Source organism: Bacillus sp. AK25 (assembly GCF_048270685.1).
Classification (GTDB): Bacteria; Bacillota; Bacilli; order Bacillales; family Bacillaceae; genus Bacillus; species Bacillus altitudinis.
Genome location: NZ_JBLUWC010000001.1, coordinates 2,048,420 through 2,073,746 on the forward strand (window position 1 = coordinate 2,048,420; position 25,327 = coordinate 2,073,746).

The following is a 25,327-nucleotide window of genomic DNA, read 5'->3' on the forward strand; positions in this document are numbered from 1 at the left end:
ATAAAAGTTGGCCTTTTTCATGCGATTACGCGTAAGAATGAAGCCCCGCAATCACTAGGTTGACAAAGATAAGGTTAAACATAATGATCGCAAATCCGATTACAGCAAGCCAAGCGGACTTTTCACCATGCCAGCCTCGTGATAACCGAAGGTGGAGATAGGCGGCGTAAAATAAAAATGTAATTAAAGCCCATACTTCCTTCGGGTCCCATCCCCAGAATCTCGTCCATGCAATTTGTGCCCAGATCATCGCAAAAATAAGACCGCCTAACGCAAATACAGGGAATCCTATGGAAACAGCCCTGTATCCAATTTCATCGACTAAATCAAGATTCACCTGTCTTACGAGCGGCTGAAGCAGCGCACTTAGTCGTTTGCGAATGATCAATCTTAGCAGTCCATAAATGATCAGCCCAACGCCAAATGACCACAGCACTGTATTCACCTTTCTACCTGAAAAAACAGGCGGCAGATCAACCACAGGCTCTAAACGATCTTTTGTGATAAGTTCTCCTTTATGAGGTCCTACTAAGGCAGGCAGCTCATAGACCATGACGCTCTCTTCTTTATTTTTATCTACCCAATTAAATTCCGCTTCATACCCTGTCATTCTAAAGATGGACGTGACAGCGATAAATGCAAGGGTGACCACAATCATAAACATGACCAGCTCTAAGCCAAAGGTTTTCTTCCCCGGTTTTGTTTGATCGACATGCTTCAAAAGAAAAATCACACCTGCCACAAAACTGATCGCCAAAATGGCTTGACCAAGCGCTGCTGTCGTGACGTGAATATATAGCCAATTACTTTGAAGCGAAGGAATCAGCGGTGAAATATCCGATGGAAACATGCTTGCATAAGCAATGATTAATAAAGCGATTGGAAGTGTGAATAAACCTAGCACAGACACTTGATAGACAAAATATAAAATAATAAATGCGAGCACCAGCATCATGCCAAAGGCTGTGGTGAATTCAAACAGATTACTGACTGGTGCGTGACCAGACGCGATCCACCTTGAAATAAAATAGCCAAATTGACTCAAAAAACCAATGATGGTGAGCGTTATGCCGATAAGTGCCGCCTTATTTTTGCGCGGACCCTCTTCTTTCTTTTTTCCTTTAATGGCCCCTCCAAAAAAAGGAACTGCCGCTAAATAAAATAGAAAAGCTGCAAATAACAGGTTTTCACTGACTGCCGCCATCTAACCCTTCCCCCTTGCTTTTGCTGATACTTGTTGTATCAGGCAGTTCTTTTTGATCCACTGGCTGTTTGATGCCACTGTCGTGCAGCAACACCTTAAGATCAGACTTTAAGCCGAACCAGTTTTTGTTTGTATGTCCTGCCACAAATACTTTTCCATCCTTTGCCGATAGCCAGATTCTTCTATGCTGCCAGTACATCCCTTGTACGACACCAATCATAAAGATCATTCCGCCAACAATAAGTACCCAGAGTGTTAAGTCTTTTCGAACCGTTAAACCTGTCACGTTTTTTGTTTCAACCCGGTCAAATTTCATTTTATAAAGATTGTTATCAGAACCCTCTACTGTCTCTTGAATTGCGACAAAGCTTTTTTCACCTTTTGGTTTTTCAGGAGAGATCATTTCAAATACGAACGCAGGATTATTCGGATTCCTCGTTTTCGTACTAGGTGTGCCATCTTCGTCAAAATAAAAATCAGGCAAATAACTCATCACCTTGACTTTGTAACCGCTACCAAGATCATATTCTGACTTAGGCTCCAGCAGATTAATCTTCACTGTTCCGAAAGATTTCTCAGTATCTTTTCGAATCAGCTGAAAGACCATTTGATCGAGTTCATTTTGTTTAAAATCCACTTGATATAATGAGAAATTGTCAAACTTAAGCGGTTCATTCACTTTAATATCGTGTTCTGTTACCTGCTTCAGCTTGGGCTTTTCACCAAAAACAACTTCCCCTTCACGTTTGTATAAAACGGCATCGGTTTTATAACTTTTGACGACTTGACCATCGCCAGCCTTTTCAATCGCATTTTCAAAGACTTCTTTTTCTTTTTCAGATTCATAGCGGTCAATTGAAAATGCGTTATTCTTTAAGAAGTATTGGCCTCCCGTCCCTGGGATTGGTGCCGTTTCGCCTTCTCTTACCCATAATGTTTCATCCACGTACATTCCCGGAACAAACCGGAGCATAGATCCAATGAGAAATATAATTAATCCAATATGATTGACGTAAGGTCCCCAGCGGGAAAAGCGGCCTTTTTCAGCTAAAATATGTCCATCTTCTTCTCGTACGCGGTAACGCTTTTGTTTCATCTTACTAACGATGCCTTCATATGTATGTTGATCTAATGTTTTGTTTGTTTCGCTGAAAAGACGCTGCCTTCTCATAAAGCCTTCTTTTTTGACAACCCCTTGATTTTTGAGTGCACGATAAAGTGGAATCACTCGATCAAGGCTGCAAATCACAAGGGAAATTCCGATAGATGCGACAAGGGCTAAAAACCACCAAGAATTATAAAGATCATGGAATCCAAGGATGTAATATAACTTGCCAAACGACCCATACTGCTCCTCATAATAAGTGGAAGCTGATGCACCTGGCGGAATAAACCGCTCCTGCGGAAAAATAGTTCCTAGCGAAGAAGCTAACAGTGTGATGACAATGAGCCACACACCCACTTTTACGGAAGAAAAAAAGTTCCATACTTTATCAACAATCGTTTTGTTGTATGTTTGCGAGCGTCTTGCACTGCCGTCATATCTCATATCAAGCAGCTTTGATGAATTTTTCTCTTTTGCTGCAATGGGATTCCCGCATGATTCACATAGAACAGTACCGATTGGATTAATATGTCCACACTCGCACTTTACCTCTTTCATTCTATGACCCCTTTGGTTTAATCAAATTCATATATTCATAGACATTACGTTCTGTCATCGTTCCCTTTATGACTTTGATTACTTTGCCTTCAGGATTAATTAAAAATGTGGTTGGCAGCGGCGTAATATCATATGCCTCTGTCACTTGACGATCTTTGTCCATGGCAACAGGAAAATTCACGCCATAAGCATCCATAAAGTTCTTCACAGCAATATTGGATTCCCCCACATTCACGGCAACAATTTCGACACCGCGATCCTTGAACACTTCATACTGATTTGCCATATAAGGGAATTCCTGCTTACATGGACCGCACCATGTACCCCAAAAATTGAGAAAGACGCCTTTGCCTTTTAAGTCCTTTAATTCAATCCGTTCCCCATCTACCGATTGAAGGACAAAGTTAGGCGCAATAGATCCTTCTTTGACTTGATCCTGTTTGGCAAATACTGAGTTATACATCGTATAACATAGTGCAGCAAGCATCACGAGGAGAATGCCCGTCCGTATGAAAAATCGTCTTTTCTTCATCTGAAGTACCCCTTCCCCATAGACATTCAGGTAAATTATAGCATTCTCCTTCTTTTGATGCTTCTTCATTTTTTGAAGTTTATGTGAAAATTAAAAAGCGCTTTTCCCATGATCCGCAATCGCTCTCAGACGTTTTACTTCATGCGGCGTCAATTCTCTGCGATCTCCTGGTCTCATACCTTCAATATGAAGGAAAGCATATTGCTCTCTTTTGAGTTTTAAAACGTCGTGGCCGATTGCTTCAAACATGCGGCGAACCTGTCTGTTTCTGCCTTCATGGATGGTTAATTGCACAATACATGTTTGCTTTCGTTTATCAATTGAAAGCATTTTGGCACGGGCAGGTGCTGTTTTTTTATGGTCTAACATGATTCCTTTTTCTAACTTTCTAAGCAATTCTTTTGAAGGGATGCCTTTTAGTTTCGCTGCATACGTTTTATCAATTTGATATTTCGGATGCATGAGCTTATGGGCAAACTCACCATCATTTGTAATCAAAATTAAACCGCTCGTATCATAATCCAACCGGCCGATTGGATACAGACGCTGCGGAACATCATCAAAGAAGTCTGTCACGACTTTGCGTCCTTTATCATCCTCGGCAGCTGAAATGACGCCGCGCGGTTTATAAAGCATAAAGTAAACCGGTTCTTCTCTTTCAAGCTTTAAGCCATTGACTTCAATTTTATCTGAAGAGCCCACCTTTACTCCGAGCTCTGTCACTGTTTCACCATTAACGGTAACTCGTCCTTCTTTAATTAATTCTTCAGCCTTTCGTCTAGAAGCGACGCCGGCATGGGCAATTACTTTCTGTAAACGTTCCATTTGTCTTTCACCTCATGTACTATCTTACTTGCTTGGCTTGAAACAAACAAGCATTCGTGGAAAAATAAGCGTTTCATCTGTCTAATTTCAACAAAAAAGCTGTTTTCCATCCACGAAATAAAAAAAGCACCTGATTAGGCGCCGCTAAATAACAAACTGACGATAATAATCGATGCAATGATCCCAATCAGGTCTGCAAGCAGCCCCACTTTCAGTGCATCTCCCATTTTTTTAATACCAACTGCTCCAAAATAGACGGTTAAAATATAAAGGGTCGTATCCGTTGACCCTTGCATAACGGCGGCAAGCTTGCCGATAAAAGAATCTGGACCATAAGTCGCAATTAAGTCTGATGTCATACCAAGCGCCGCTGTTCCTGATATAGGGCGTATCAAAGCTAGCGGCACCACTTCTGTAGGAATACCAATCGCTGTAAACACAGGTTTCAATAATTCCATGACAAAGTCAAGGGCACCTGATGCTCGGAAAATCGTAATGGCGACAAGCATACCGACTAAATACGGAATGATTGAAAAGGCAATTTGAATGCCTTCTTTCCCGCCTTCTACAAATGTTTCGTACGTCGGTACTTTTTTAATCGTCCCTGCAATCAATATTCCTGCGATGATCAGTGGAATCAAAGCAAGTGACAGCCAGTTAATAAATGCCACAAGATCACCCCCGCCTGCTTCTGCGATAGTGGAAATAGCGATCAATCATAATCGCACCGATACCTGAAATAAGTGTCGCCAAAATGGTTGGGCCTACAATATCTGTTGGCTGATCTGCGCCATAGGTCATACGAATGGCAATGACAGTCGTTGGCACAAGTGTGATAGAAGATGTATTGACTGCTAAAAAAGTGATCATAGACCGGCTCGCCTCATTTTTTCCGCCATTTAATACTTTCATCTGCTCCATCGCCTTAATCCCAAGTGGAGTGGCGGCATTGCCAAGGCCAAAGAAATTTGCCATGAGATTGGACAGAATATACCCCATCGCTGGATGATTCGCAGGAATCTCAGGAAATAGTTTTGAGATAAAGGGCCGGCATAATTTACTAAAGAAATGTAACAACCCCGCTTCTTCTGCGATCTTCATCAATCCTAGCCAGAATACAAGAACACTAATCAACCCAATTGAAATGGTGACCGCTTCTTTTGATCCTTTAAAGACCGCTTCGTTCACTTCATGCATCGTTCCGTTAAACATTGCATAGACAAGACCGATGACCGTGAGGAATACCCAGATCAGATTGACCATGAAGATCCGCCTATCGATGTCTGAAAGACAGACTTAAACATTTCTTGAAAGCTTTTTTGAGGCATTCGGTTGCGTTTATTTTCATAAAAAATGGGGACTTGCTCAATCACCTGACCATCCAGTAAGAACGTCATTTTCCCTACTACATCTGGGATCGCTTCTTTGTTTTTCTCCCATTTCTTTTCAGGCGTCAGCATTTCCGTTTCGATTTCCACTAGTTTTTTCTCATCTTCATTTAAAAAATAGTCCACATCCCGCTTAATAAACGCTTTTTTTTCGTAAAAAGTCCCTTTTAACGAAGCGAGCCTGCCTTTTTCAGCAAGCACATACGTTTTATAGTGATCAAATGCATACTCAAACATTGAGATATGATCCTTCCAATCATCCGGTGCATTAATCGTCACAGCAATGAGCGCAGCATCTCCTTTTGCAGCTGTGGAGACAAGCGTGCGTTTTGCAAGTTTTGTATATCCTGTCTTCCCTCCAGTCGAATATTGATATAAACCAGTGAGCAGCTTGTTTTTGTTTTTCCAATAACCTTCGATTGTTTTTGCTTTATAAAAGGTGGTACCGGCAATTTTTTGATATTGCTGATGCTTCATGGCGTATTTCGTTAAGATTGCCATATCATAAGCTGATGAATAATGGTTTTTATGATCATCGAGTCCATGCGGATTTTGAAAATTCGTATTCTCCATGCCTAGTTCAGAGGCCTTTTGGTTCATCATAAAAATAAACCCTTCTAAGCTGCCGCCAACATGTTCTGCAATGGCAACAGCTGCATCATTTCCAGAGCGCAGCATGAGCCCGTATGTCAAGTCTTCTAAACTCACCTTCTGTCCTTCCTTTAAATAAATCGAAGAACCTTCCGCTTGAATCGCACGTTTTGACACTTTGACCATGTCGTTCATTTTTCCTGATTCAATGGCTAATACAGCCGTCATAATTTTTGTGATACTGGCGATTCTTCTTTTTTCGTGCTCGTCCTTTCCAAATAGGACTCTGCCTGACTGTCCATCTATTAAAATGGCACTTCTCGCACTCACCGATAATGAGACGTCTGCTTGAGCGTGTGAGGAAAAAGGCAGTAAGAGTGTTAATAGAAGAAGGACTGCTGTTCCAATTTTTAAATAGGGCATGTTCATTCACGTCCTTGTCCGTTTTGTACAAGTGTATGCGCGGCTGAAAAAGTTATGATGCCTCGTCCATAAAAAAAAGCAACTCTCATATAAGAGTTGCCTTGTCTTCTTTATACCATTTTCATTTGCTGATGAGATGTTGTATATTCCAGCTCTTCTCTCATCGTTAAAAAATCTTTTTCTAATGAAGAAAACAAACGTTTGACCTCAGCCGATACTTCATAATGGAAAACAATGCAGCTTTTTCCTGTGTAGGCTGAGCGGCTATCTTCATACCATGTATCCTTTTTTGGTGTAAAAAATTCTTCAATACATTGATGATAAATACGATGAAGCGTCTGCTGTGCGGCTTGCTGCGGGAATGTCTGCTGCTGCCTGATTTTCCTACAAACCGCCGCGGCATCCTCGCTATAAACTGCAAGCTTCCGCAATGTACTTAATATGTCACAATAATAGGCTTCCGCTTCCGGGTTTAATCGTTTCAAGCTTGATAAGGTAGCTTCGTTCAGAAAATCATTCACTTCAACTGCAACCTTTGATAAAAAAACGCCTGCTTGATCAACTTGAGCCTTTACATTCATATGTGCCATTTGTTTCGTGTTTACCTTCCCCTCATGGCTTTGTCACCATTTTATCTTTCAAATAAAGATTTTAGACCTAAAATCTTTGTTATATTTTATCATACATTTTTCCTTATTTTGAACTATTTTATCTCTTCAAATGTTTGATTGAAGTTTTCAAAAAAGAGATCAGCCTCTTCTTGCACCCCATCTGCTTCCACATTCTCTGGAAGTGGCGGTAATTCATCTAAGGCTTTTAAACCAAATTGCTCTAAAAAGGTAGGTGTTGTCCCATAAAGGATCGCTCGTCCCGGTCCATCGGCACGTCCTACTTCACAGAGCAGTGCTTTGGCAACTAAACTATGCAGCACTCGTTCTGATTTAACGCCTCTGATCTCCTCGACTTCGCTGCGTGTAATCGGTTGTTTATACGAGACAATGGCGAGCACTTCTAGCGCTGCCTGTGACAAACCTTTCGATGGTGTCTCTACTAATTTTTTTAAATATACGCTGTATTCTTTTTTCGTCAGCAGCATGTATGAATCTGCATATTCAATGAGCTCAATTCCTCGTTCTTGTTTTTGATATTCTTCCTTTACGGCAGACATAATATCAAGCAACGCTGCCTCATCAACTTCAAGAACAGACATGAGCTGTTTTCTTGTTAAGCCTTCGTCACCTGCTGCATATAGCAGCGCTTCTAAGATGGCTTTCCAATTCACGATATCAAGCGTCATGAATCGTTTCACTCCCTATGATATAAATATCTTCAAAGTTTCCTTCCTGCTCTAGCATGATTTGATGGCTCTTCATCAATTCGAGAACAGCAAGAAACGTCACGACAAGGTGTTCCTTTTGATCATGTTGAAATAAAGTCATGAAATTGGTTCGCTTTTTTGTTTTTCTTAAATGGTTCATAATCTCATTCATTTTGTCTTCAATCGGGATTTCTTGTCTTGTAATCTTTGATGGTGCAGGTTTTGTTATTTTTTTGCGGTTCAATACCTTTTGGAACGCACCTAACATATCATACACCGTGACGTGTAAGTTTGTGTCCTTCGCTTCTGCTTCTTTTGCAAATTCACTTAAATCACTTGGTGGTTTTGTGAAGGCGTTTTGCCGCTCTTCTTCACGTTCCTTCAGTTCTTGCGCTGCATTTTTATACTTGCGGTATTCAATTAATTTGCCAATCAGCTCATCACGAGGGTCCTCTTCTTCTTCCATCAGGTCTTCATCAAACAGCTCTTCCTCTTGTTTTGGAAGAAGCATTCTGCTTTTAATGCTGAGGAGAGTTGCAGCCATCACCAAATACTCACTTGCAACATCCAGTTCAAGCTCCCTCATCGTGTGGACATATAATAAATACTGCTCCGTAATTTTAGCGACGGGAATATCATAAATATCAATTTCCAAACGGTTAATTAAATGTAAAAGCAAGTCCAAAGGACCCTCAAACGAATCTATTTTCACCTGATATTCCAGCATTCTTTTCTCACCATTTCTACTGTCTTCTAAGTACCGTTTTCATCGGCTAACCTTTAGTATAAGACACCATAAAGCTCTCGTCCAATATAATTTCGACCATGAGGCAGCAGGCAAAAAAAGAAAAACAGTGGATTCGCCCATACCAATGAGGGCATTTATACATAGAATACCATTGTAATCAGAACTGATAAAAAAGGAGGCCGTAACATTATGGGAGATGGTTATTACTTCGGCGGAGGATTTGCGCTTATTGTTGTGCTGTTCATCTTGCTGATCATCGTTGGCGCGGCTTGGGTTTATTAAAGAAACAGAGCGTCCTTTCATAAAGGGGCGCTCTTTCTTCTTTTCTTTTCGGTATGTTAGACTGATAGTGGAAAAGGAGATGACCGCTGTGTATCCTAAAGCGTACGTGGCTTTTTTACATGAATTTCATACGACAAGAGATTATTTTGAGTGTCATGAAATTCTTGAAGAATTTTGGAAAGAAGATCCTCCTCATCAGCGCAAAAAGTACTGGGTGGGTCTCATTCAGCTTGCTGTTGCTTTGTATCATCAAAGACGAGGAAATGGAAAAGGAGCAAAACGGCTGATTTCAAACAGCCTTCATATATTAGATTCGGACCGGAACGTACTAACAGAATTAGGTCTTGATGAAGAGGCATTTCTTTTACTGCTGAGAACACTGAAAAAGAAAATCGATGAAGACATGCCCTACGAAAGTGTGATGCTGCCAATCCGAGATGAAACGCTTCTTTCTTTATGCCAAGAGATGGCGGAAAAAGAAGGCTTAACATTCGGACAGGAGAGCAACTTATCCCATACATTCTTAATTGAAAAGCATAGACTGCGTGATCGGACGGACGTATTGCTTGAACGTGAAAAGCAGATGGAACGTAAAAAAAGCAGAGGCATATAACCTCTGCTTTTACATGTGTGATATTTAGTTTGTTTCATTGTGACACTTATGAAAGAAGCCTTGCGTTAATTCATTTGGAATGAGTGTTTTCGTTTTGAATACTTCTTCCACGGCTAATACCATTTCCTTGCCGATGCCTTGGTCACGATGGGACGGATTGACACTAATATGTTCGATTTGTACTTGGTCGTCTGTTTTCAGCACACCAATCGCACCGACGATATCCTCACCATCTTTCCAAAGGAACAGCTGCCGATCTTCATCCATTTCATACGACTTTATCGTCTGCTGAAGCTGTTTGACGTCTTTCTCACCCGGCATAAAGGACAGGAGTCCCATGGCAATTTTTTCAAAAGACCTCTTGTAACGAATTAACATATATACCCCTCAATATTAAAATTATCCTATTTTCCAGCAAATGTCTTATGAATCACTTGCTCATCACACATTATAAACACTTTTAGGCGGTTTTTAAACTCTTTTTCATCAAATTAACGAAACGTTCGATTTAGGTTAGCCATTTCAATAGCAGCTGCAGCCGATTCACTGCCTTTATTTCCAGCCTTTGTACCGGCTCTTTCAATGGCTTGTTCAATAGATTCTGTTGTCAGTACACCAAAGATAATCGGCACCCCTGTTGAGATGGCACTTTGTGCGATTCCTTTAGCCGCTTCATTACAAACATAATCGTAATGTGATGTTGCCCCGCGAATCACGGTTCCAAGTGTAATGACTGCATCATATTTTTTTGTTTCTGCTAGTTTTTTTGCCATATACGGAATTTCAAAAGCCCCTGGCACCCACACGACATCAATATCGTCACCGTTTGCTCCGTGTCTGAGCAATGTATCTTCTGCCCCATCTAGCAATTTACTTGTAATAAAATCATTAAATCTAGCGACGACGATTCCAAACTTTAATCCTTCTGCTACTACATTCCCTTGTATTGTATTCATATGTTCATCATCCTTTTTTGTGATTTTTATTTTGTTTTCATTGTCGTTGTTTGCTTGTTTATATATGCCTGCAATGCTTCAATCGTCAGCATCTTTAAATCGTGTTCTTTTTGAATTTTTTGTAGTTCGGGTACGCGGGCCATGGTGCCATCTGCATTCATAATTTCACATATGACACCCGCTGGCACTGAACCCGCAAGTTTAGCAAGATCAACAGCCGCTTCTGTATGACCTGGTCTTTCTACTACGCCTCCCTCTTTCGCAATAAGAGGGAAAACATGACCTGGGCGGGCAAAATCTTCTGGTTTTGACTCTTTATTTAACATGGCCAAAATGGTCGTTGAGCGCTCAAAAGCACTTATACCAGTTGTCGTTGACGTATGGTCGATGCTCACTGTAAATGCTGTATGATGTGCATCCGTATTTCGCTCGACCATGGGATGCAGATCCAAGTGTTTCGCAATCGAGGCATGAACTGGTGTGCAAATAAGACCTCTTCCATGTAAAGCCATGAAGTTAATGACTTCCGGCGTTGCATGCTCAGCAAGTGCCACAAAGTCTCCTTCATTTTCTCTGTCTTCATCATCTACTACGATAATGATTTCTCCTCGTTTCAGGGCATTTACTGCCTCATCAACTGAATGATACATACAATCGCCTCCTAGAATCCGTGCTCTTTTAAAAATGATGGGGTTAATCGTGACGGCTGCTTTTCGTTTTGCTCTTTTGTTAAAAAGCGATAAATGTATTTACCGATCATGTCACATTCAATATTTACTACATCCCCCATAGATTTAGTCGGGAAAATAGTTCCTTCAAGCGTATGTGGAATGATAGAAACTGTCACATGAGCATCTCGCAAATCGAAAATAGTCAAGCTGACGCCGTCTATTGCGATCGATCCCTTTTTTGTGAGCATATCTGTGAGGGTCTTGTCCATTTTCAAATCATAGTAAATGGCATTACTCTTCTTTTCTACACGGGTAATCACAGCCGTTCCATCGACATGGCCTGAAACAAAATGACCGCCGAATCGTCCATTTGATGACATCGCTCGCTCTAAATTCACTTGGCTACCTGGTGCAAGCTGATCAAGTGATGTCGCTTTGACCGTCTCAGGCATCACATCTGCCGCAAACTGTTCTTTTGTGAAGCTTGTGACAGTGAGACAAACGCCATTGATGGCGATACTATCGCCTAGGTGAACATCTTCTAGTACACGACTGCACTTGATGATGATTTCCATGGCATCTGCGGATCTTTTGCTCAATGACTGGACTGTACCCACTTCTTCAATAATCCCCGTAAACATGTGATCCTCCCTTTCTCTTTCTTTTGTATTTCTCACTTTATGAAAAAGCGATGTTTGGGACATGTGATCGATTGAACACCTTCGTCGCTTTTTATGGTCCATACAAGATGAGGGATCACCTAATAAACACTGCATGTGATGACTATATTGACATACAGAAAGCCCCGGAAAAATTCCGGGGCTGTGGTTTTTTTGCATTAGAAATAAAACTATGATCAACACATATTTTTTGTTCATACATAGCTCTCGTTATCCTTCTCCCATCCAGACTTTCACTGTCGGCTTCAGCTTCTCACTGAATCAACCGTTAATAAATTAACGGGTCACGGGCTGTAAAGCATTTGCTTTATTACCGTCGGTCGGGATTTTCACCCTGCCCCGAAGGATACAATCGATATTTAGCTGTCCTTAGGGGCTATTATAGCGATCCTTGTGGTCAAATGCAACAATCAAGATTTATTCATCTGTTCATAAAAAGAGCCTCCCTATAGGAAAGGAGACTTGTTAATTGACGACTTTTACTACTTTTATAAGACCGTCTATTCTTTTTTCATTACTAAAGTATGCTTTAATACGATCGCCTTTTTTCAGATCGGCCACATCATCTTCAAATTTCTTTCCGTTAAAAATGATTTTCGTGCCATTTTTGGCTTGACCGTAATACTCATCACCATCAATTTTTGTAATGGTATATTCATAGATTGTGTAATCTTTGTCATTATTCGTTAAGCTTTCGCCGATGGCTGTTGGCACATCTTCAATTTTCATACCATTCATGTATAAATAACCTGCGCCTAAACAAAGCAGTAAAACAAATAAGATTGCGATTTTTAATTTGATTTTCCCCATATTTAGAACCTCCATCATCTGCACTTCGCCTATTTGTATGTTCTATTCCTTCTTTTGATGAAATAAAACCAAAAAAGCTGATTTTCATTAATGGTTACTTATATAACGATTCAAATGGACTTTTGGTTCCACCTTTTCATCATTACATATGATACGAATATGCGTTCTTTATTAAGGGGGTCTTTTTTCCTCTTTATCTGTTAGCAGGTTGAATAAGATAGACGAGCTTTTTGATTATATTCTTTTCTCTAATGCGAATAGATCTTCCTCTAACAATTGAGATCTTTGAACAGCGATATTTCGGCTGTCACGAACCCCTTGATTATAATAGTAGCTTCCAAGATGTTTTGTGATAAATTCTAATAGATTGATGGCTGCTAATTCACCAATCTCCTCTTCTCGTTCTTCGGCAAAGTAACGCTGAATGGCAATCATCATCTGGTTTTTTTCTTCTTTTGTTAATGGTTTCAAAGTATCTCCTGCTTTCTTTCAGCATGATCACACGCTTTTTAGATGTGCACTTTCACTTATTTTTAGAGCTACATATGGTGACACTCACGAATACGAATGTTTGTTCTCTTATCATATCACAAAAACGTGTCCATCACACCCTAAAAGAAAAAGCGTGTTTTAATCAATTGATCAAAATACGCTTTCTTTATATAGACTATTTATTTCAATATGGATAGGATCGTCGCTACAGAATGATCTACAAATGAACGCTCAGGGCGAGATTTCATGAGAACTGTAAGTCCAATAAAAGAAACAACCAGTGCCTGTGCTAAGGCTTTGGCATTCAGACTGCTTTCGAGCTCACCCGAGCGAATACCTTGTACAATTTTTTCTTCAAAAATGACCGAAAGATACATCTGATGCTCTCTTGTGAGAATTTCAAATTTCTCTTCGTGGGGGGCAAGCTCGACTATTGTATTGATGCAGAAGCACCCTTTACTCGGCCCATGTCCATATTCCTCTTCTACTAATTCAGCAAATAATGTATGAAATGCTTCCTTTACAGATAGATTGTTTTGAAGTTTTGTTCGAATGTGGGCAGCATGCTGAGTTGTATATTTGCGTAATGCCGCTTCAAACAATTCCTCTTTATCACCGAACGCTGAGTATAAGCTTGGCCGCTGTATTCCCATTTTTGCAGTTAAGTCGCTTAATGTAGTCGCTCTGTACCCCTTCTCCCAAAAAAGCAACAAGGCCTCATCTAACGCTTTTTCCTCATCAAATTCCCGTTGTCGAACCATTATCAACCCTCATTTCTATCATAAAAATCTCTTCACTAAATCAATCATCTATTTCTTATAACGTTTTTTACTCATCGGTATATTATCATTTTATTTTATTGACATATCATTGTCAAATTGACTAGATCTTCACTACATCGTCTTGACTTTAAAACGTTTCTTTGGTTATCCTTAACAGGAATCATTTTATACCAATTAGTATATTATACTTTTCAGTACAAAAGGAGCTGATGACATGCATGAAAAAAGAAAAAATGAATGCCGTTGAACATTCTGATCTAGAAACGACTCATTTACAAATAAACACCCGATCAACGATGACTCGCAATATGGCTCTACTGTTTTCGACAGCCTCAGGGATGGCAGTAGCAAACATATATTTTGCACAGCCATTATTAGACTCCCTCGCATCCGAGTTTGGTATCAGCTATTCATCCATTGGTATGGTCATTACGATTACTCAGCTTTGTTATGGGCTAGGACTGCTACTGATCGTACCACTTGGTGATCTGTTCAACCAACGGCGACTCATCGTAGCTCAAATGCTAGTATCCGTGTTATCTCTCATTCTAGTCGGTATCGCCCCTACCTCCACCGTCCTGTTCATAGGACTAGCTGCGGTGGGACTGCTTGCTGTAGTCACTCAGGTACTCGTAGCATTCGCAGCGACATGGGCCGCTCCTGAAGAACGTGGCCGCATAGTGGGCTTGGTTCAAAGTGGAATTGTGATTGGTATTCTTCTCGCACGAACGTTTGCTGGTGTACTAACCGATCTCGCCGGCTGGAGATCAGTCTATCTCGTTTCCGGCGTGATGATGCTGATCATCACTGGCGTGTTGTACCGGTATCTTCCGCGTGCTGACAACAAGAGAGTCTCCATATCCTATGTGAACTTGCTCGCTTCAATGTTTATATTGTTCAGACAAGAACGGATTCTACGTATTCGTGGCGTACTGGGTTTTCTGATCTTTGTTGTGTTTGGCACGCTGTGGACTTCACTTGTGCTGCCTCTCAGCACTACGCCATACAATCTGTCACATACTGCGATTGGTGCATTTGGCCTTGCTGGAGTTGCCGGAGCATTAGGTGCCGCTCGAGCTGGAAGCCTTGCTGATCGAGGCTTAGGACAGTTAACAACGTGCATCGCCCTTGTCCTATTACTCTTTTCATGGTGTTTTATTTTTTTCACTGAATATTCCCTCATTTTATTAATCGTTGGTATCATCATTCTTGACCTATCTGTGCAGGCAGTTCATGTGACCAATCAAAGTATGATTTTCATGGTCCGGCCTGAGGCGAGAAGCCGGCTGACTGCTGCTTATATGATTTTTTATTCCCTCGGCAGTGCGCTCGGTTCTATTGTATCAACTAACATATACGCCAACGCTGGCTGGAATGGGGTATGTTTATTTGGAGCCTCTATCAGCGCCTTAGCCCTTTTATATTGGATGATCACCTACCGCTTCACGGCACAGATCACAGGAACATCAGATGTAAAATAAAAAAACACCGCAATTAAGCGGTGTTTTGGATTAAGCATCGATCACTTCGACTTTTTCCATGCCTTGTCCTTGTTCCATATCAAGAACAGCTTCGATACCAGATGTTACTTTGCCAAAAACAGTGTGAACACCGTTTAAGTGCGGCTGTGGGTCATGTACGATAAAGAATTGGCTGCCGCCAGTATCTTTACCAGCGTGTGCCATTGATAATGAACCTCTCTCGTGCTGATGAGGGTTTCCTTCTGTTTCACATTTAATTGTGTAACCAGGTCCTCCAGTTCCATTACCGTTTGGATCGCCGCCTTGGCTTACGAACCCTGGGATCACGCGGTGGAATTTCAATCCGTCGTAGAAGCCTTCATTCGCTAATTTTTCAAAGTTTGCTACTGTACCTGGAGCAGCCTCTGGGTAAAGTTCAAACTCAATTTTCTTTCCATTCGTTAATTGTATGTATCCTTTTTTCGCCATTTTTCACATTCTCCTTTCAGGTTAAACAACGCTCATTATAGCACATTTTCGGTGATGTTAAACATCCCCTGCTTACCTAATGTGATTTACCTCTTTTGCCATCATTGATAAACTAAAAGAGCTTGATCCTTTTCTCCTAAGGAAATGATCACAGACTGAGCAAATCACTTCATCATATTGGAGGTTTCAAACATCTTTAAAAGAAAATTGAAACGTCAGACTGATTTGTTACGTCTATATGATGGAGTACGATTCAAATTATGTACTCAAAAGATGAGTTTCTCACCATCGAGAAACGCTTTCGACTTGAAGGAGGTCAACATGTTTAAAAAAACAATGCTTGGTATGATGGCAGCGCTCCTTTTACTGATTGGTGCGCCAAAAGTCAGCTTAGCGGATGCAGCTGTCGGCGATGTCATCGTCACACTCGGGCAAGACTTAACACCGGCTGATCGCCAGAAGGTGCTTGACGAGTTGAATCCACCTGAAAATGCGACAAAAATTGAAGTAACCAATAAAGAAGAGCACGAATATTTAGGAAAGTATATCCCTCGCTCTCAAATCGGGACTCGAGCATTATCATCTTCATCTATCACTATTGAAAAATCAGGTACGGGTCTGACTGTGGATACACATAACATTAAGACCATTACAGATGAGATGTATTTAAATGCTTTAATGACCGCAGGCGTGAAAGATGCAAAGGTTGTCGTGACGGCGCCGTTTGAAGTATCTGGCACAGCAGCACTGACAGGTTTATTAAAAGCCTATGAAGTGTCAAGCGACAAAGCCATTCCTGAAGATGTGAAACAGGTGGCAAACGAAGAGCTTGTAACAACATCGAAACTTGGAGACTCTATTGGAAAAGACAATGCTTCTGCCCTGATTGCAAAAATCAAAGATGACATTGCCAAAAATGGAGTTCCTAAAACAACAAAAGAAGTGGAAGAAAAAGTAGATCAAGCCGCTTCTGATTTGAACTTAAATCTAACGCAAGACCAAAAAGATCAACTTGTCTCTCTCTTCGATAAAATGAAAAATATCAATATCGATTGGAAACAAGTCGGATCTCAAATTGATAAAGCAAAAGACAAGATTACAAAATTCATAGAATCAGATGAAGGGAAAAACCTTCTACAGAAGATTTGGGATTTCTTTGTCTCCATTTGGAATGCGATCGTCTCTGTATTTACTGGTGGAAAATAAATGTCATAGAAAATGCTGCCTGATGATCAGGCAGCTTTTTTTAAGTCGATGATTTCACTTTTGATTGATAAGGTAAATCCAATTTGACAATGTCCTCATATGTCTCACGCTCAACGACAAGCTGCGCTTCCCCGTCTTCTACAAATACTACAGCCGGGCGCGGGATGCGGTTATAGTTGTTTGACATGCTGTAGCCATAAGCTCCTGTACAAAAGACAGCTAACAAGTCTCCCTGTGATAACTCTGGCAGATCAATATCCCAAATGAGCATATCTCCACTCTCGCAGCATTTCCCTGCAATGGACACAGTTTGATCATGCGTTTGGCTCATTTTATTGGCGCTCGCTGCTTCATATTTTGCTTGATATAAAGCAGGTCGAATGTTATCACTCATTCCGCCGTCAATGGCTACATAATCGCGAATGCCAGGTACATGTTTGGATGAGCCGATCGTATAAAGAGTGGTTCCTGCATCTCCAACAAGGGAACGGCCTGGCTCAATCCAAATTTCAGGCATCTCAAATTCATAGCGGGCTACATTTTCTTTCACCGCTTGAATAATTTTCTCCACGTATTCAGTTGCTGGAAGTGGTTCGTCCTCTTCTGTATAACGGATGCCAAAACCTCCGCCTAAGTTCAGCACTGTGGAAATAAATCCAAATGATTCTCTCCATTCATCCAGCTTCAAGAAAATTTTATCTGCCGCAAGGACAAAACCAGCCGTATCAAAAATTTGTGAGCCGATATGACAATGAACACCTAAGAGCTCGATCACTTCTGATTCAAGTACTTGTTTGACTGCTTCGTCTGCTTGTCCATTATGAAGATCAAAACCGAATTTTGAATCTTCTTGACCTGTTGTAATATAGTCATGCGTATGTGCTTCAACACCCGGCGTGATGCGGAGGAGTACTTTCACCTGTTTTGACAGCTCTTGACCAAGCTGTTCAATGAGGTTGATTTCATAAAAATTATCAACAACAATACAGCCGATTCCATGCGCTAATGCCATCTTTAATTCTTCTCTGCTTTTGTTGTTACCATGGAAATGAATTTTTTCTACTGGAAACCCGGCACAAATGGCTGTGTGCAGCTCCCCGCCTGAAACGACATCAAGTGATAAGCCTTCTTCTTTTGCCAGTTGGAACATGGCAATAGAAGAAAACGCCTTACTCGCATATGCCACCTGAGCTTTTAGTTCTTCTTCAATAAATGCTTTCTGAAAGCTTTTTGCACGCTCCCGTATTAAAGCCACATCATATACATAAAGTGGTGTCCCATACGTTTCAGCTAAAGAAACGGCATCAACACCACCAATTTCTAAATGTCCGAGTTCATTTTGTCTGCAAGTGCCGTGTAAATACAATGTCATTCCCTCTTTCTCCGCCTCGGCTGAAAAAAGACAGCTGCACAAGCTGCCTTTTGCCGTTTCTCAAAGTTAAAAATACAATATCACAATCTTCAGCCACTTTCAACGAGCGTTAAGAATTTGGCGGAATTTTTGATCTGTTCTGAGGGTGAACGATGCTTGGCCTTACTTTTGAGCCAGGAACAGACGTCCGAATGAGCACTTGCCATAAAGCCTTTCCATTAAAAGGAATAAACGGCCACATATAAGGCGTCTGTAAGGAACGAATGGATGTTAAATAAATAAGTAACAGCGTAAAACCGATGATCAGTCCATTCAGCTTAAAGATCGCTACTAGTGCTAATATGATCAGTCGGATAATTTTATTAGCGACACTCAGTTCATAACTTGGAGTGGTGAATGTGCCGATAGCTGCTAGCGAGACGTATAATATGACCTCTGGTGTAAATAAACCGACATCAATCGCGATTTGTCCAATTAAAACGGCCGCAATCAAGCCCATGGCAGTCGACAAGGCGGTCGGCGTATGGATCGCCGCCATTCGTAAAAATTCCACCCCAAAATCAGCAAGGAATACTTGGAGAATGACAGGAATATGGGAGGGTTTGTTAAATCCAATATAGCTTAGATTGTCTGGCAGAAGATTCGGTTCTAGAATAAAAAGAAACCAGATCGGCAAAAGAAAAGTAGAACATAAAATGCCTAAAAAACGCACCCATCTTAAAAATGTCCCAACTGCTGGCGCCTGGCGGTATTCTTCAGCATGTTGAACGTGATGAAAAATAGTGGTTGGTGTAATGATGACACTAGGGGATGTATCCGTAATGATAATGACATGCCCTTCTAATATATGGTTAGCGGCTACATCTGGGCGCTCGGTGTATCGCACAAGCGGGAAGGGATTATATCCTTGCTTAATGATAAATTCTTCTATTGTTTTATCAGACATCGTCAGTCCGTCAACTTTAATCCCAGACACTTCTTTTTCGATAATATCAACAAGATCAGGGTCAGCTATGTCTTCAATATAACAAACACAGACGTCTGCTTTAGAACGCTCGCCTACTTTAAGCATTTTGTATCGCAATTTTTCATCCCGCACTCTTCTGCGAATGAGTGCTGTGTTCACAATGATGTTTTCAACAAAGCCGTCTCTTGCACCTCTGACAACCTTTTCTGTATCCGGTTCCTCCGGCATTCTGCCAGGGTAGCTCCTGACATCAATAATAAATGCGTAATTTTCACCTTCGACAACGACTGCCACAAGTCCAGACAGCACTTGATCCACTGCCTCATCAAGCGTTTCAACTTTTGAGACTTGCTGATTGACAAGACGGTTTTCTACCACACGTGCAAGATCATCTGATTCAGGTTCGTTGTCATTGATTTCAATCAGTTCTTTTAATAAATAGATCACATATTGTGTATCACATAATCCATTTACATAGTAAAGCTGGATTTCCTGATCATGGACATAAATTTTCCGAACGCCAAGGTCAAAGCTAAGACCCATCCCGACATTGTCTTTGAAAAAATCTTCATTTTTCTTCGGATCTCGGTACACGTGCACCTTGTCTTTCTTCATGGAAACCGCTCCTTTCTAAAATTAATTCGACTGCCTTCATTGTGATGGGGGACCCTTTGCTTAGATCATCTTTCCGTCCCATCTTGCCAATATCTCCAATGCCGACAACAATCGGAAGCTGTAGTGAATCGAGACAATACACTGTATCTCCACTCATTTTGTGTGGTTCCATTTCTGGAAGTCCATGTTTGTCAACGCCGTATTCTGTCAGTTCACCTTCCCGGTCAATGGAGACATGTACCTTTGTCCATTCCGCTTGATGGGTTTTAGATGCCACTGCAATGGCGCCAATCACTTCAATTTCAGGGTGACGTGCTACGTGCTTCATCGCCGTCTCCCCTGTTCCTTCACCTGTTAAGCCAGAATCATCAAACATGACAAACACTGGGTCATACGGCGTTTTCAAAATCATCTGGACCAGTTCTGGTCCTGTTCGTTTGCTCGGATTCCCTTTTGAGCTGGAAATACATCTTCCGCCGACTTTCTTTGCGACAAGCTCAATCGTTTTGGCAGCATATATATCTCCGTCTGTCACTAAAATGACTTTGCGTCTTTGCCCCATATTAGGTTATCCTTTCGGTTTAAAGATAAGTGCAATGATAAATGAAAATAAAATCGCAGCTGATATTCCAGCAGAGGTTAACTCAAAAATCCCAATTCCGATTCCAATAAATCCGTGGACATCAGCCTGATGCATCGCCCCATGAAGCAAGCTATGACCAAAGCTTACGATAGGGACGGTAGCACCCGCTCCTGCAAATTCAATAAATTTATCATAAATACCAAACCCGTCTAAAATCGTCCCCGCCACAACAAAGGTGGTCATGACATGTGCCGGTGTGAGTTTCAGTACATCAAGTAAAAGCTGGCCGATCACGCAAATCAGTCCGCCTGCAACAAAAGCAATCAAATAATCCATTAGCTTTCTCCTCCTGCACGCTCAAATACAACTCCATGCGCAATGGTTGGAATGGTCTCTTTTTGCTGAACCATCATTGGGCTGAGAAGCGCCCCGGTTGCCACAACCAATACTCTTTGCAAATTCCCTGCTTTCATTTCTTGAAAGATGTGACTGAATGTCACGACAGCTGAGCAGGCACAGCCGCTGCCTCCAGCGAATACATTTTGATCAGGTGTGTATATGATTAATCCGCAATCATCATGCTTCCGTCCAAGCTGAATGCCATCTTCTTTGAGAAGATCCTTTAAAATAGGCGATCCAATTCCAGATAGATCTCCTGTTAAGATGAGATCATAATCATCTACTGTTCTTCCTAAGTCTTCTAAATGTTGTTTGATTGTGTCTGCCGCTGCAGGCGCCATAGCCGAACCCATATCGAATGGATCTGTAATCCCAAGATCCATCACCCGTCCGACGGTGGCACTTGTAATTTGAATTTGGGAAGGTTCTTGGCTGATGACGACAGCACCGCTCCCTGTCACTGTACTTGTTGCTGTATCGGGTTTTTGCCCGCCATATTCTGTTGGATTACGAAATTGCCGCTCTGCTGTCGCGTTGTGACTGCTTGTGGCAGCAAGCGCTCTATTGGCAAAGCCACCATCTACTAGCGCTGAGGCAATGGCGACTGATTCCATAGATGTGGAGCAGGCACCAAATAAACAAAGAAACGGGATTTTGAGTTCTCTTGCCACATAGTTGGCTGTCACGTTTTGGTTCAGTAAATCTCCTGCCAGCAAAAGGTCAATATCACTTTTTTGCAAATTCGCTTTTGATAAGGCCATTGATATGGCATCATCCATGAGCTGCCTTTCAGCCATTTCCCAGTTCTTTTGATAACAGTGCATTTCATCATAAGTTTTATCAATGAGATGACCGATTGGGCCTTCTTTTTCTTTCGGTCCTGCAGCTGTTCCTTCCGCATTCACATAAAGCTTGTGTTCAAATACCCAAGATTGCTTACCTGTTAGTTTCACGTTTTATTCCTCCTACGAAAACATCTTTTCCAAGACGTATCGAATAATCCCTACGACATATGCCGAGACGACACCAAACACAATGACGTTCCCAGCCAGTTTAAACATGTTGGTCGCTACACCTAACACAAGCCCTTCACTTTTATGCTCAAGAGCCGCACTTGTCATACTGTTTGCAAATCCTGTCACCGGTACAGCTGATCCCGCTCCAGCAAACTGGCCGATTCTATCGTAAATACCAATACCAGTTAAAATAGAAGAAATTAAAATAAGGGTTGCCACCGTTGGATTCCCTGCTGTCTTTTCATTAAAATCGAAAAAGGTAATATAGAAATTTTGCAATCCCTCGCCTATCGCACAAATCAAACCGCCGACAAGAAAAGCCTTGATGCAGTTTAGTACATAAGGAGGTTTCGGCTGATACGTTTTCACTTTAGATGGATAGTTCTCTTTTAAACTTGACACTTGTTGTTCCCTCCACATTTTTAAATATAAATAAGCCAATGAAATAACGAGCCAAACACCTTCCCTAAGACGATGGCCATGAGCAGCAGCACAATTTTCCCGTCCATTCCAATTCTTTTCGTTAAGATAGGAAGTACATTTAACACTTCAGTGAGTGCGGCTGCAAGCATGCCGACAAAAATGCCAGATAAAAGACCGATCGGAAGCGCTAGCCATTTGGATAAATGCAAATGGACTTGACTTAAAGTAGCCCAGCCGCCAACGACCGCTCCACTTATCACGGCAGCCTCATATCCTTGAATGAAACGCTGCGTTTTCGTTAATTGCATTAATCGAGGGATAATACCAAGCACTGTGAGAAACGCCACAAATCCTGCCCCTACCGTTAAACCGCCGCCGAGCCCAACAAGCACCACAAAAAGCCATTTACCGATCATGAATATCTTTCAATGTTTCTTTGTTTTCATTGAGTGCGACATAATGATCAAGATCGAGCTGATATTTAAACATTTCCACTTCAAGCGGACTTGGCTCTTCGTTTAAACGCTTTTTAAACACATGATTGAAAAATAAAATCATGCCAAAACCGAGTCCAAAGCTATATGGAATTTGTAATAAATAAGGATGCTCAACCGTGTTTCCAGTAATCATCTCGTAAAGGCGGATATGAACAAGCCGCATACTAACATCCTCATGGAAATTCATGATGGCAAGGGCCGCTCCGACAAATAAGAGGAGCCATACAAACACGAATAATACGGGGGACAGCTGGCGTTTGCCTGTGTCTATTTCAACAATGGCTTCTGAGCCTCCGACCGTTTGAATGTCGATGTCAGGCCACGCTTTTTTGATCGTTTTGACCACATGCATGATATCTAACACAACGATGTGACGATCCTTTTTGCTGACATGGTATATCGGCATTTTGCTCAACTTTTGCACAGCACTGTCATCTCCAGTGATTTGGGCAATATCCTCTAAATAAATAAGCTGATCATTACCAGTCTTAATCCGATGGCGCAGCCGAATAAAGATTTGTCCGTCCATCCAAGTCACTTCCTATACGATGGGTTAAAAATAGTATGTGGTGAAAAATGGTTCTCATACTGAAAGAACTTGATTTACCGGTAATTACCACACAAAAAAAGCCAGCCGAATTGGCTAGCTGTCTTTTTGATCCATTTGCATTTGGATTTGTTTTAAAATCTTCTTTTCAAGCCGTGAGACTTGCACTTGGGAAATTCCGAGTCTTTCTGCTACTTCTGATTGTGTTTGGTCTTTATAATACCTTAAATAGACAATCAGTTTCTCGCGCTCTTCTAATTCTTTAATCGCCTCTTTCAGCGCAATTTTATCAAACCATCTTTCTTCTGAATGATCGGCAATTTGATCGAGCAACGTAATCGGATCGCCGTCATTTTCATACACGGTTTCATGAATAGATGATGGTGAGCGGACCGCTTCTTGAGCGAGGACAACATCCTCAGGTGTGATGTCCAGATATTCAGCGATTTCCTGAACAGTCGGCATTCGTCCATGAGATTTAGACAATTCGTCCCTTGCCCGCCTAATTTTATTTCCAAGTTCCTTTAAGGACCTGCTGACTTTGACGGTTCCATCATCACGAATGAAACGCTGAATTTCACCAATGATCATTGGAACGGCATAGGTCGAAAACTTCACATCATAAGACAAATCAAATTTATCAACAGATTTCAGCAGGCCAATACAGCCTATTTGGAACAGATCATCTGGTTCATATCCTCTATTTAAAAAGCGCTGAACAACGGACCAAACAAGACGCATGTTTTTTTCTACGAGGAGGTCTCTTGCTTGTTGATCTCCGTCTTGGCTTTTTTTGATGAGCTGTTTCACTTCATCATTAGACAGCTGTGCTTTTTTTGCTTGCTTTTTTACCTCCACATCCATATGAGCAGCTCCTTAATTACAAAGCGCTTTGCTTTTTGATAGATGCTTTGTTAAGCGGATCGTTGTGCCCATTTCTGGAGATGAGTCCACCATGACATCATCCATAAAGTTCTCCATGATCGTAAAACCCATCCCGGAACGCTCTAAATCTGGTTTCGTCGTAAAAAGCGGCTGCCTTGCTTCCTCAAGATCTGAAATGCCCATGCCTTCGTCTCGAATCGTCAGATACACAATATGGTCATCCAGTGTGACGCTAATGTGCACCTTGCCGTCTGGATTCCCGTCATACCCGTGAATGATCGAGTTCGTGACCGCCTCTGATACGACTGTTTTGATTTCTGTTAGCTCATCTAATGTTGGATCGAGCTGAGCGATGAATGCTGCCACCGTTACTCTCGCAAAGGATTCGTTTTGACTTAAAGCAGAAAAAGTCAGATTCATTTCATTTGTCATGATGCCACCCCCAATGTTTGCAGCGCAGTTTGCTCTGAAGGCTCCATACGAATAATTTTAAACAAGCCGGACATATCAAATAAACGGTTCACCGCCGGCGAGATCGCACAGACGACCATTTCACCGCCAAGCTGTTTAATTTCTTTGTATCTTCCTAAAATCACTCCGAGCCCAGAGCTGTCCATAAACGATAAATCAGCTAAATTCAGCACGATGTGGCGAATGTCCTCTGTTTCCAAATAATTCGTCACCTTTTGTCTCAATGTCTCTGCGGAGTGATGATCAAGCTCCCCTGTCAACCGAATGCAAAGTACGCTCTCTTTTATTTGAAAATCAATACCAAGGCTCATCTTTTCTTCCTCCTTGCTCTATTTTCGGATAAAGAATGTTTCTCTTTCTTCACATGCAAATCCTTCACCATGACAAAACTAGTGATCATTCGTCACATTTAGATGTTC

33 protein-coding genes and 1 riboswitch are annotated in these 25,327 nt (G+C 41.4%); of the genes, 4 read left to right on the top strand and 29 right to left on the bottom strand.

The annotated features are described in order from the left end of the window. Positions 1-25: 25 nt before the first annotated feature. From ccsB to ACNO7B_RS10585, 10 genes are all read right to left on the bottom strand, one after another. The gene (gene ccsB / locus ACNO7B_RS10540) at positions 26-1,204 is read right to left on the bottom strand and encodes a c-type cytochrome biogenesis protein CcsB (protein WP_048003377.1); all 1,179 of its coding nucleotides are present in this window, start codon (positions 1,202-1,204) and stop codon (positions 26-28) included. Then, on the bottom strand, positions 1,188-2,867 hold the full coding sequence (gene resB / locus ACNO7B_RS10545; RefSeq protein WP_411229521.1) for a cytochrome c biogenesis protein ResB: 1,680 nt from the start codon (positions 2,865-2,867) through the stop codon (positions 1,188-1,190). The genes ccsB and resB overlap by 17 nt, the downstream gene beginning before the upstream one ends. A 1-nt stretch (position 2,868) precedes the next feature. After that, positions 2,869-3,399, bottom strand: coding sequence for a thiol-disulfide oxidoreductase ResA (gene resA / locus ACNO7B_RS10550; RefSeq protein ID WP_008344474.1), 531 nt, complete (start codon positions 3,397-3,399; stop codon positions 2,869-2,871). A gap of 90 nt (positions 3,400-3,489) precedes the next feature. After that, a complete protein-coding gene (gene rluB, locus ACNO7B_RS10555) occupies positions 3,490-4,224 on the bottom strand; it encodes a 23S rRNA pseudouridine(2605) synthase RluB (RefSeq protein WP_008344472.1) in 735 nt (244 codons plus the stop codon). A gap of 134 nt (positions 4,225-4,358) precedes the next feature. After that, on the bottom strand, positions 4,359-4,895 hold the full coding sequence (locus tag ACNO7B_RS10560; protein ID WP_019743084.1) for a spore maturation protein: 537 nt from the start codon (positions 4,893-4,895) through the stop codon (positions 4,359-4,361). A 4-nt stretch (positions 4,896-4,899) separates the two neighbouring features. Beyond that, positions 4,900-5,487 (bottom strand): nucleoside recognition domain-containing protein, encoded by a 588-nt coding sequence (locus ACNO7B_RS10565; RefSeq protein ID WP_008344468.1) that lies wholly within the window; start codon positions 5,485-5,487, stop codon positions 4,900-4,902. After that, positions 5,475-6,626, bottom strand: a complete 1,152-nt coding sequence (locus ACNO7B_RS10570; RefSeq protein ID WP_035702877.1) for a D-alanyl-D-alanine carboxypeptidase family protein — start codon at positions 6,624-6,626, stop codon at positions 5,475-5,477. The genes ACNO7B_RS10565 and ACNO7B_RS10570 overlap by 13 nt, the downstream gene beginning before the upstream one ends. Before the next feature lie 110 nt (positions 6,627-6,736). Continuing rightward, a complete protein-coding gene (locus ACNO7B_RS10575) occupies positions 6,737-7,216 on the bottom strand; it encodes a YpuI family protein (protein ID WP_035702875.1) in 480 nt (159 codons plus the stop codon). Positions 7,217-7,329: 113 nt separating this feature from the next. Beyond that, positions 7,330-7,923, bottom strand: coding sequence for an SMC-Scp complex subunit ScpB (scpB, locus tag ACNO7B_RS10580; RefSeq protein WP_008344462.1), 594 nt, complete (start codon positions 7,921-7,923; stop codon positions 7,330-7,332). After that, the gene (locus tag ACNO7B_RS10585) at positions 7,913-8,671 is read right to left on the bottom strand and encodes a segregation/condensation protein A (RefSeq protein WP_007501021.1); all 759 of its coding nucleotides are present in this window, start codon (positions 8,669-8,671) and stop codon (positions 7,913-7,915) included. Before ACNO7B_RS10585 ends, scpB begins: the two co-directional genes overlap by 11 nt. Positions 8,672-8,881: 210 nt before the next feature. On the opposite strand from ACNO7B_RS10585, the gene ACNO7B_RS10590 reads away from it, so the two are divergent. After that, the gene (locus ACNO7B_RS10590; protein WP_008359694.1) at positions 8,882-8,974 is read left to right on the top strand and encodes a YjcZ family sporulation protein; all 93 of its coding nucleotides are present in this window, start codon (positions 8,882-8,884) and stop codon (positions 8,972-8,974) included. Between the two features lie 88 nt (positions 8,975-9,062). Continuing rightward, entirely contained in the window at positions 9,063-9,587 is a 525-nt protein-coding gene (locus ACNO7B_RS10595; protein ID WP_072367786.1) for a DUF309 domain-containing protein, read from the top strand. Between the two features lie 24 nt (positions 9,588-9,611). Here the strand turns inward: ACNO7B_RS10595 and ACNO7B_RS10600 are convergent, their stop codons facing one another. From ACNO7B_RS10600 to ACNO7B_RS10630, 7 genes are all read right to left on the bottom strand, one after another. Continuing rightward, the gene (locus tag ACNO7B_RS10600; RefSeq protein ID WP_017359785.1) at positions 9,612-9,965 is read right to left on the bottom strand and encodes a GNAT family N-acetyltransferase; all 354 of its coding nucleotides are present in this window, start codon (positions 9,963-9,965) and stop codon (positions 9,612-9,614) included. A gap of 113 nt (positions 9,966-10,078) precedes the next feature. After that, positions 10,079-10,543, bottom strand: a complete 465-nt coding sequence (ribE, locus tag ACNO7B_RS10605; protein WP_007501031.1) for a 6,7-dimethyl-8-ribityllumazine synthase — start codon at positions 10,541-10,543, stop codon at positions 10,079-10,081. A 26-nt stretch (positions 10,544-10,569) separates the two neighbouring features. After that, positions 10,570-11,193: a 3,4-dihydroxy-2-butanone-4-phosphate synthase gene (gene ribB / locus ACNO7B_RS10610; RefSeq protein WP_017359786.1), complete on the bottom strand. Its 624-nt coding sequence runs from the start codon at positions 11,191-11,193 to the stop codon at positions 10,570-10,572. An 11-nt stretch (positions 11,194-11,204) separates the two neighbouring features. Next, entirely contained in the window at positions 11,205-11,855 is a 651-nt protein-coding gene (gene ribE / locus ACNO7B_RS10615) for a riboflavin synthase (RefSeq protein ID WP_026050106.1), read from the bottom strand. 248 nt (positions 11,856-12,103) lie between these two features. Further along, a riboswitch (FMN riboswitch) is annotated at positions 12,104-12,245 on the bottom strand. A gap of 114 nt (positions 12,246-12,359) precedes the next feature. Next, positions 12,360-12,704 (bottom strand): hypothetical protein, encoded by a 345-nt coding sequence (locus tag ACNO7B_RS10620; RefSeq protein WP_008344451.1) that lies wholly within the window; start codon positions 12,702-12,704, stop codon positions 12,360-12,362. 234 nt (positions 12,705-12,938) lie between these two features. Next, positions 12,939-13,175 carry a DUF2164 domain-containing protein gene (locus ACNO7B_RS10625; RefSeq protein WP_008344450.1) on the bottom strand — a complete coding sequence of 79 codons (237 nt, stop codon included), beginning with the start codon at positions 13,173-13,175 and terminating at the stop codon, positions 12,939-12,941. Between the two features lie 200 nt (positions 13,176-13,375). Beyond that, positions 13,376-13,957 carry a TetR/AcrR family transcriptional regulator gene (locus tag ACNO7B_RS10630; protein WP_017359789.1) on the bottom strand — a complete coding sequence of 194 codons (582 nt, stop codon included), beginning with the start codon at positions 13,955-13,957 and terminating at the stop codon, positions 13,376-13,378. Between the two features lie 239 nt (positions 13,958-14,196). Between ACNO7B_RS10630 and ACNO7B_RS10635 the strand changes: the two genes are divergently transcribed. Further along, a complete protein-coding gene (locus ACNO7B_RS10635) occupies positions 14,197-15,459 on the top strand; it encodes an MFS transporter (RefSeq protein ID WP_046527218.1) in 1,263 nt (420 codons plus the stop codon). A gap of 30 nt (positions 15,460-15,489) precedes the next feature. Here ACNO7B_RS10635 and ACNO7B_RS10640 read toward each other — a convergent pair whose 3' ends face one another. Continuing rightward, a complete protein-coding gene (locus ACNO7B_RS10640) occupies positions 15,490-15,927 on the bottom strand; it encodes a peptidylprolyl isomerase (protein ID WP_007501040.1) in 438 nt (145 codons plus the stop codon). Positions 15,928-16,248: 321 nt separating this feature from the next. Here ACNO7B_RS10640 and ACNO7B_RS10645 point away from each other — a divergent pair, with 321 nt between their 5' ends. Next, positions 16,249-17,133, top strand: coding sequence for a DUF1002 domain-containing protein (locus ACNO7B_RS10645; protein WP_017359791.1), 885 nt, complete (start codon positions 16,249-16,251; stop codon positions 17,131-17,133). A gap of 40 nt (positions 17,134-17,173) precedes the next feature. Here ACNO7B_RS10645 and lysA read toward each other — a convergent pair whose 3' ends face one another. From lysA to spoIIAA, 11 genes are all read right to left on the bottom strand, one after another. Next, entirely contained in the window at positions 17,174-18,499 is a 1,326-nt protein-coding gene (gene lysA, locus ACNO7B_RS10650) for a diaminopimelate decarboxylase (protein ID WP_025207565.1), read from the bottom strand. A gap of 115 nt (positions 18,500-18,614) precedes the next feature. Beyond that, the gene (locus ACNO7B_RS10655; protein ID WP_007501043.1) at positions 18,615-20,087 is read right to left on the bottom strand and encodes a spore germination protein; all 1,473 of its coding nucleotides are present in this window, start codon (positions 20,085-20,087) and stop codon (positions 18,615-18,617) included. Then, on the bottom strand, positions 20,041-20,649 hold the full coding sequence (locus tag ACNO7B_RS10660; RefSeq protein ID WP_007501044.1) for a stage V sporulation protein AE: 609 nt from the start codon (positions 20,647-20,649) through the stop codon (positions 20,041-20,043). Before ACNO7B_RS10660 ends, ACNO7B_RS10655 begins: the two co-directional genes overlap by 47 nt. A 6-nt stretch (positions 20,650-20,655) precedes the next feature. After that, complete coding sequence (gene spoVAE / locus ACNO7B_RS10665; RefSeq protein WP_007501045.1) at positions 20,656-21,006, bottom strand: stage V sporulation protein AE; 351 nt, start codon at positions 21,004-21,006, stop codon at positions 20,656-20,658. After that, positions 21,006-22,022 carry a stage V sporulation protein AD gene (spoVAD, locus tag ACNO7B_RS10670; protein WP_008344437.1) on the bottom strand — a complete coding sequence of 339 codons (1,017 nt, stop codon included), beginning with the start codon at positions 22,020-22,022 and terminating at the stop codon, positions 21,006-21,008. Before spoVAD ends, spoVAE begins: the two co-directional genes overlap by 1 nt. 12 nt (positions 22,023-22,034) lie before the next feature. Then, the gene (gene spoVAC / locus ACNO7B_RS10675) at positions 22,035-22,487 is read right to left on the bottom strand and encodes a stage V sporulation protein AC (protein ID WP_008344436.1); all 453 of its coding nucleotides are present in this window, start codon (positions 22,485-22,487) and stop codon (positions 22,035-22,037) included. 20 nt (positions 22,488-22,507) lie between these two features. Next, on the bottom strand, positions 22,508-22,924 hold the full coding sequence (locus ACNO7B_RS10680) for a stage V sporulation protein AB (protein ID WP_007501049.1): 417 nt from the start codon (positions 22,922-22,924) through the stop codon (positions 22,508-22,510). Further along, positions 22,914-23,534 (bottom strand): stage V sporulation protein AA, encoded by a 621-nt coding sequence (locus ACNO7B_RS10685; protein ID WP_008344433.1) that lies wholly within the window; start codon positions 23,532-23,534, stop codon positions 22,914-22,916. The genes ACNO7B_RS10680 and ACNO7B_RS10685 overlap by 11 nt, the downstream gene beginning before the upstream one ends. Before the next feature lie 114 nt (positions 23,535-23,648). Then, the gene (sigF, locus tag ACNO7B_RS10690; RefSeq protein WP_007501051.1) at positions 23,649-24,416 is read right to left on the bottom strand and encodes an RNA polymerase sporulation sigma factor SigF; all 768 of its coding nucleotides are present in this window, start codon (positions 24,414-24,416) and stop codon (positions 23,649-23,651) included. A gap of 12 nt (positions 24,417-24,428) precedes the next feature. Next, positions 24,429-24,869, bottom strand: a complete 441-nt coding sequence (spoIIAB, locus tag ACNO7B_RS10695) for an anti-sigma F factor (RefSeq protein ID WP_007501052.1) — start codon at positions 24,867-24,869, stop codon at positions 24,429-24,431. Further along, the gene (gene spoIIAA, locus ACNO7B_RS10700; protein ID WP_008344431.1) at positions 24,866-25,219 is read right to left on the bottom strand and encodes an anti-sigma F factor antagonist; all 354 of its coding nucleotides are present in this window, start codon (positions 25,217-25,219) and stop codon (positions 24,866-24,868) included. The genes spoIIAB and spoIIAA overlap by 4 nt, the downstream gene beginning before the upstream one ends. Positions 25,220-25,327 lie beyond the last annotated feature (108 nt).

What these genes read in the sequence shown, in the direction of transcription:
- ccsB (WP_048003377.1), bottom strand. Translation starts at nt 1,204, where the DNA reads ATGGCGGCAGTCAGTGAAAACCTGTTATTTGCAGCTTTTCTATTTTAT.
- resB (WP_411229521.1), bottom strand. Translation starts at nt 2,867, where the DNA reads ATGAAAGAGGTAAAGTGCGAGTGTGGACATATTAATCCAATCGGTACT.
- resA (WP_008344474.1), bottom strand. Translation starts at nt 3,399, where the DNA reads ATGAAGAAAAGACGATTTTTCATACGGACGGGCATTCTCCTCGTGATG.
- rluB (WP_008344472.1), bottom strand. Translation starts at nt 4,224, where the DNA reads ATGGAACGTTTACAGAAAGTAATTGCCCATGCCGGCGTCGCTTCTAGA.
- ACNO7B_RS10565 (WP_008344468.1), bottom strand. Translation starts at nt 5,487, where the DNA reads ATGGTCAATCTGATCTGGGTATTCCTCACGGTCATCGGTCTTGTCTAT.
- ACNO7B_RS10570 (WP_035702877.1), bottom strand. Translation starts at nt 6,626, where the DNA reads ATGCCCTATTTAAAAATTGGAACAGCAGTCCTTCTTCTATTAACACTC.
- ACNO7B_RS10575 (WP_035702875.1), bottom strand. Translation starts at nt 7,216, where the DNA reads ATGGCACATATGAATGTAAAGGCTCAAGTTGATCAAGCAGGCGTTTTT.
- scpB (WP_008344462.1), bottom strand. Translation starts at nt 7,923, where the DNA reads ATGACGCTTGATATCGTGAATTGGAAAGCCATCTTAGAAGCGCTGCTA.
- ACNO7B_RS10585 (WP_007501021.1), bottom strand. Translation starts at nt 8,671, where the DNA reads ATGCTGGAATATCAGGTGAAAATAGATTCGTTTGAGGGTCCTTTGGAC.
- ACNO7B_RS10590 (WP_008359694.1), top strand. Translation starts at nt 8,882, where the DNA reads ATGGGAGATGGTTATTACTTCGGCGGAGGATTTGCGCTTATTGTTGTG.
- ACNO7B_RS10600 (WP_017359785.1), bottom strand. Translation starts at nt 9,965, where the DNA reads ATGTTAATTCGTTACAAGAGGTCTTTTGAAAAAATTGCCATGGGACTC.
- ribE (WP_007501031.1), bottom strand. Translation starts at nt 10,543, where the DNA reads ATGAATACAATACAAGGGAATGTAGTAGCAGAAGGATTAAAGTTTGGA.
- ribB (WP_017359786.1), bottom strand. Translation starts at nt 11,193, where the DNA reads ATGTATCATTCAGTTGATGAGGCAGTAAATGCCCTGAAACGAGGAGAA.
- ribE (WP_026050106.1), bottom strand. Translation starts at nt 11,855, where the DNA reads ATGTTTACGGGGATTATTGAAGAAGTGGGTACAGTCCAGTCATTGAGC.
- ACNO7B_RS10620 (WP_008344451.1), bottom strand. Translation starts at nt 12,704, where the DNA reads ATGGGGAAAATCAAATTAAAAATCGCAATCTTATTTGTTTTACTGCTT.
- ACNO7B_RS10630 (WP_017359789.1), bottom strand. Translation starts at nt 13,957, where the DNA reads ATGGTTCGACAACGGGAATTTGATGAGGAAAAAGCGTTAGATGAGGCC.
- ACNO7B_RS10635 (WP_046527218.1), top strand. Translation starts at nt 14,197, where the DNA reads ATGAAAAAAGAAAAAATGAATGCCGTTGAACATTCTGATCTAGAAACG.
- ACNO7B_RS10640 (WP_007501040.1), bottom strand. Translation starts at nt 15,927, where the DNA reads ATGGCGAAAAAAGGATACATACAATTAACGAATGGAAAGAAAATTGAG.
- ACNO7B_RS10645 (WP_017359791.1), top strand. Translation starts at nt 16,249, where the DNA reads ATGTTTAAAAAAACAATGCTTGGTATGATGGCAGCGCTCCTTTTACTG.
- ACNO7B_RS10655 (WP_007501043.1), bottom strand. Translation starts at nt 20,087, where the DNA reads ATGAAGAAAGACAAGGTGCACGTGTACCGAGATCCGAAGAAAAATGAA.
- ACNO7B_RS10660 (WP_007501044.1), bottom strand. Translation starts at nt 20,649, where the DNA reads ATGGGGCAAAGACGCAAAGTCATTTTAGTGACAGACGGAGATATATAT.
- spoVAE (WP_007501045.1), bottom strand. Translation starts at nt 21,006, where the DNA reads ATGGATTATTTGATTGCTTTTGTTGCAGGCGGACTGATTTGCGTGATC.
- ACNO7B_RS10680 (WP_007501049.1), bottom strand. Translation starts at nt 22,924, where the DNA reads ATGATCGGTAAATGGCTTTTTGTGGTGCTTGTTGGGCTCGGCGGCGGT.
- ACNO7B_RS10685 (WP_008344433.1), bottom strand. Translation starts at nt 23,534, where the DNA reads ATGGACGGACAAATCTTTATTCGGCTGCGCCATCGGATTAAGACTGGT.
- sigF (WP_007501051.1), bottom strand. Translation starts at nt 24,416, where the DNA reads ATGGATGTGGAGGTAAAAAAGCAAGCAAAAAAAGCACAGCTGTCTAAT.
- spoIIAB (WP_007501052.1), bottom strand. Translation starts at nt 24,869, where the DNA reads ATGACAAATGAAATGAATCTGACTTTTTCTGCTTTAAGTCAAAACGAA.
- spoIIAA (WP_008344431.1), bottom strand. Translation starts at nt 25,219, where the DNA reads ATGAGCCTTGGTATTGATTTTCAAATAAAAGAGAGCGTACTTTGCATT.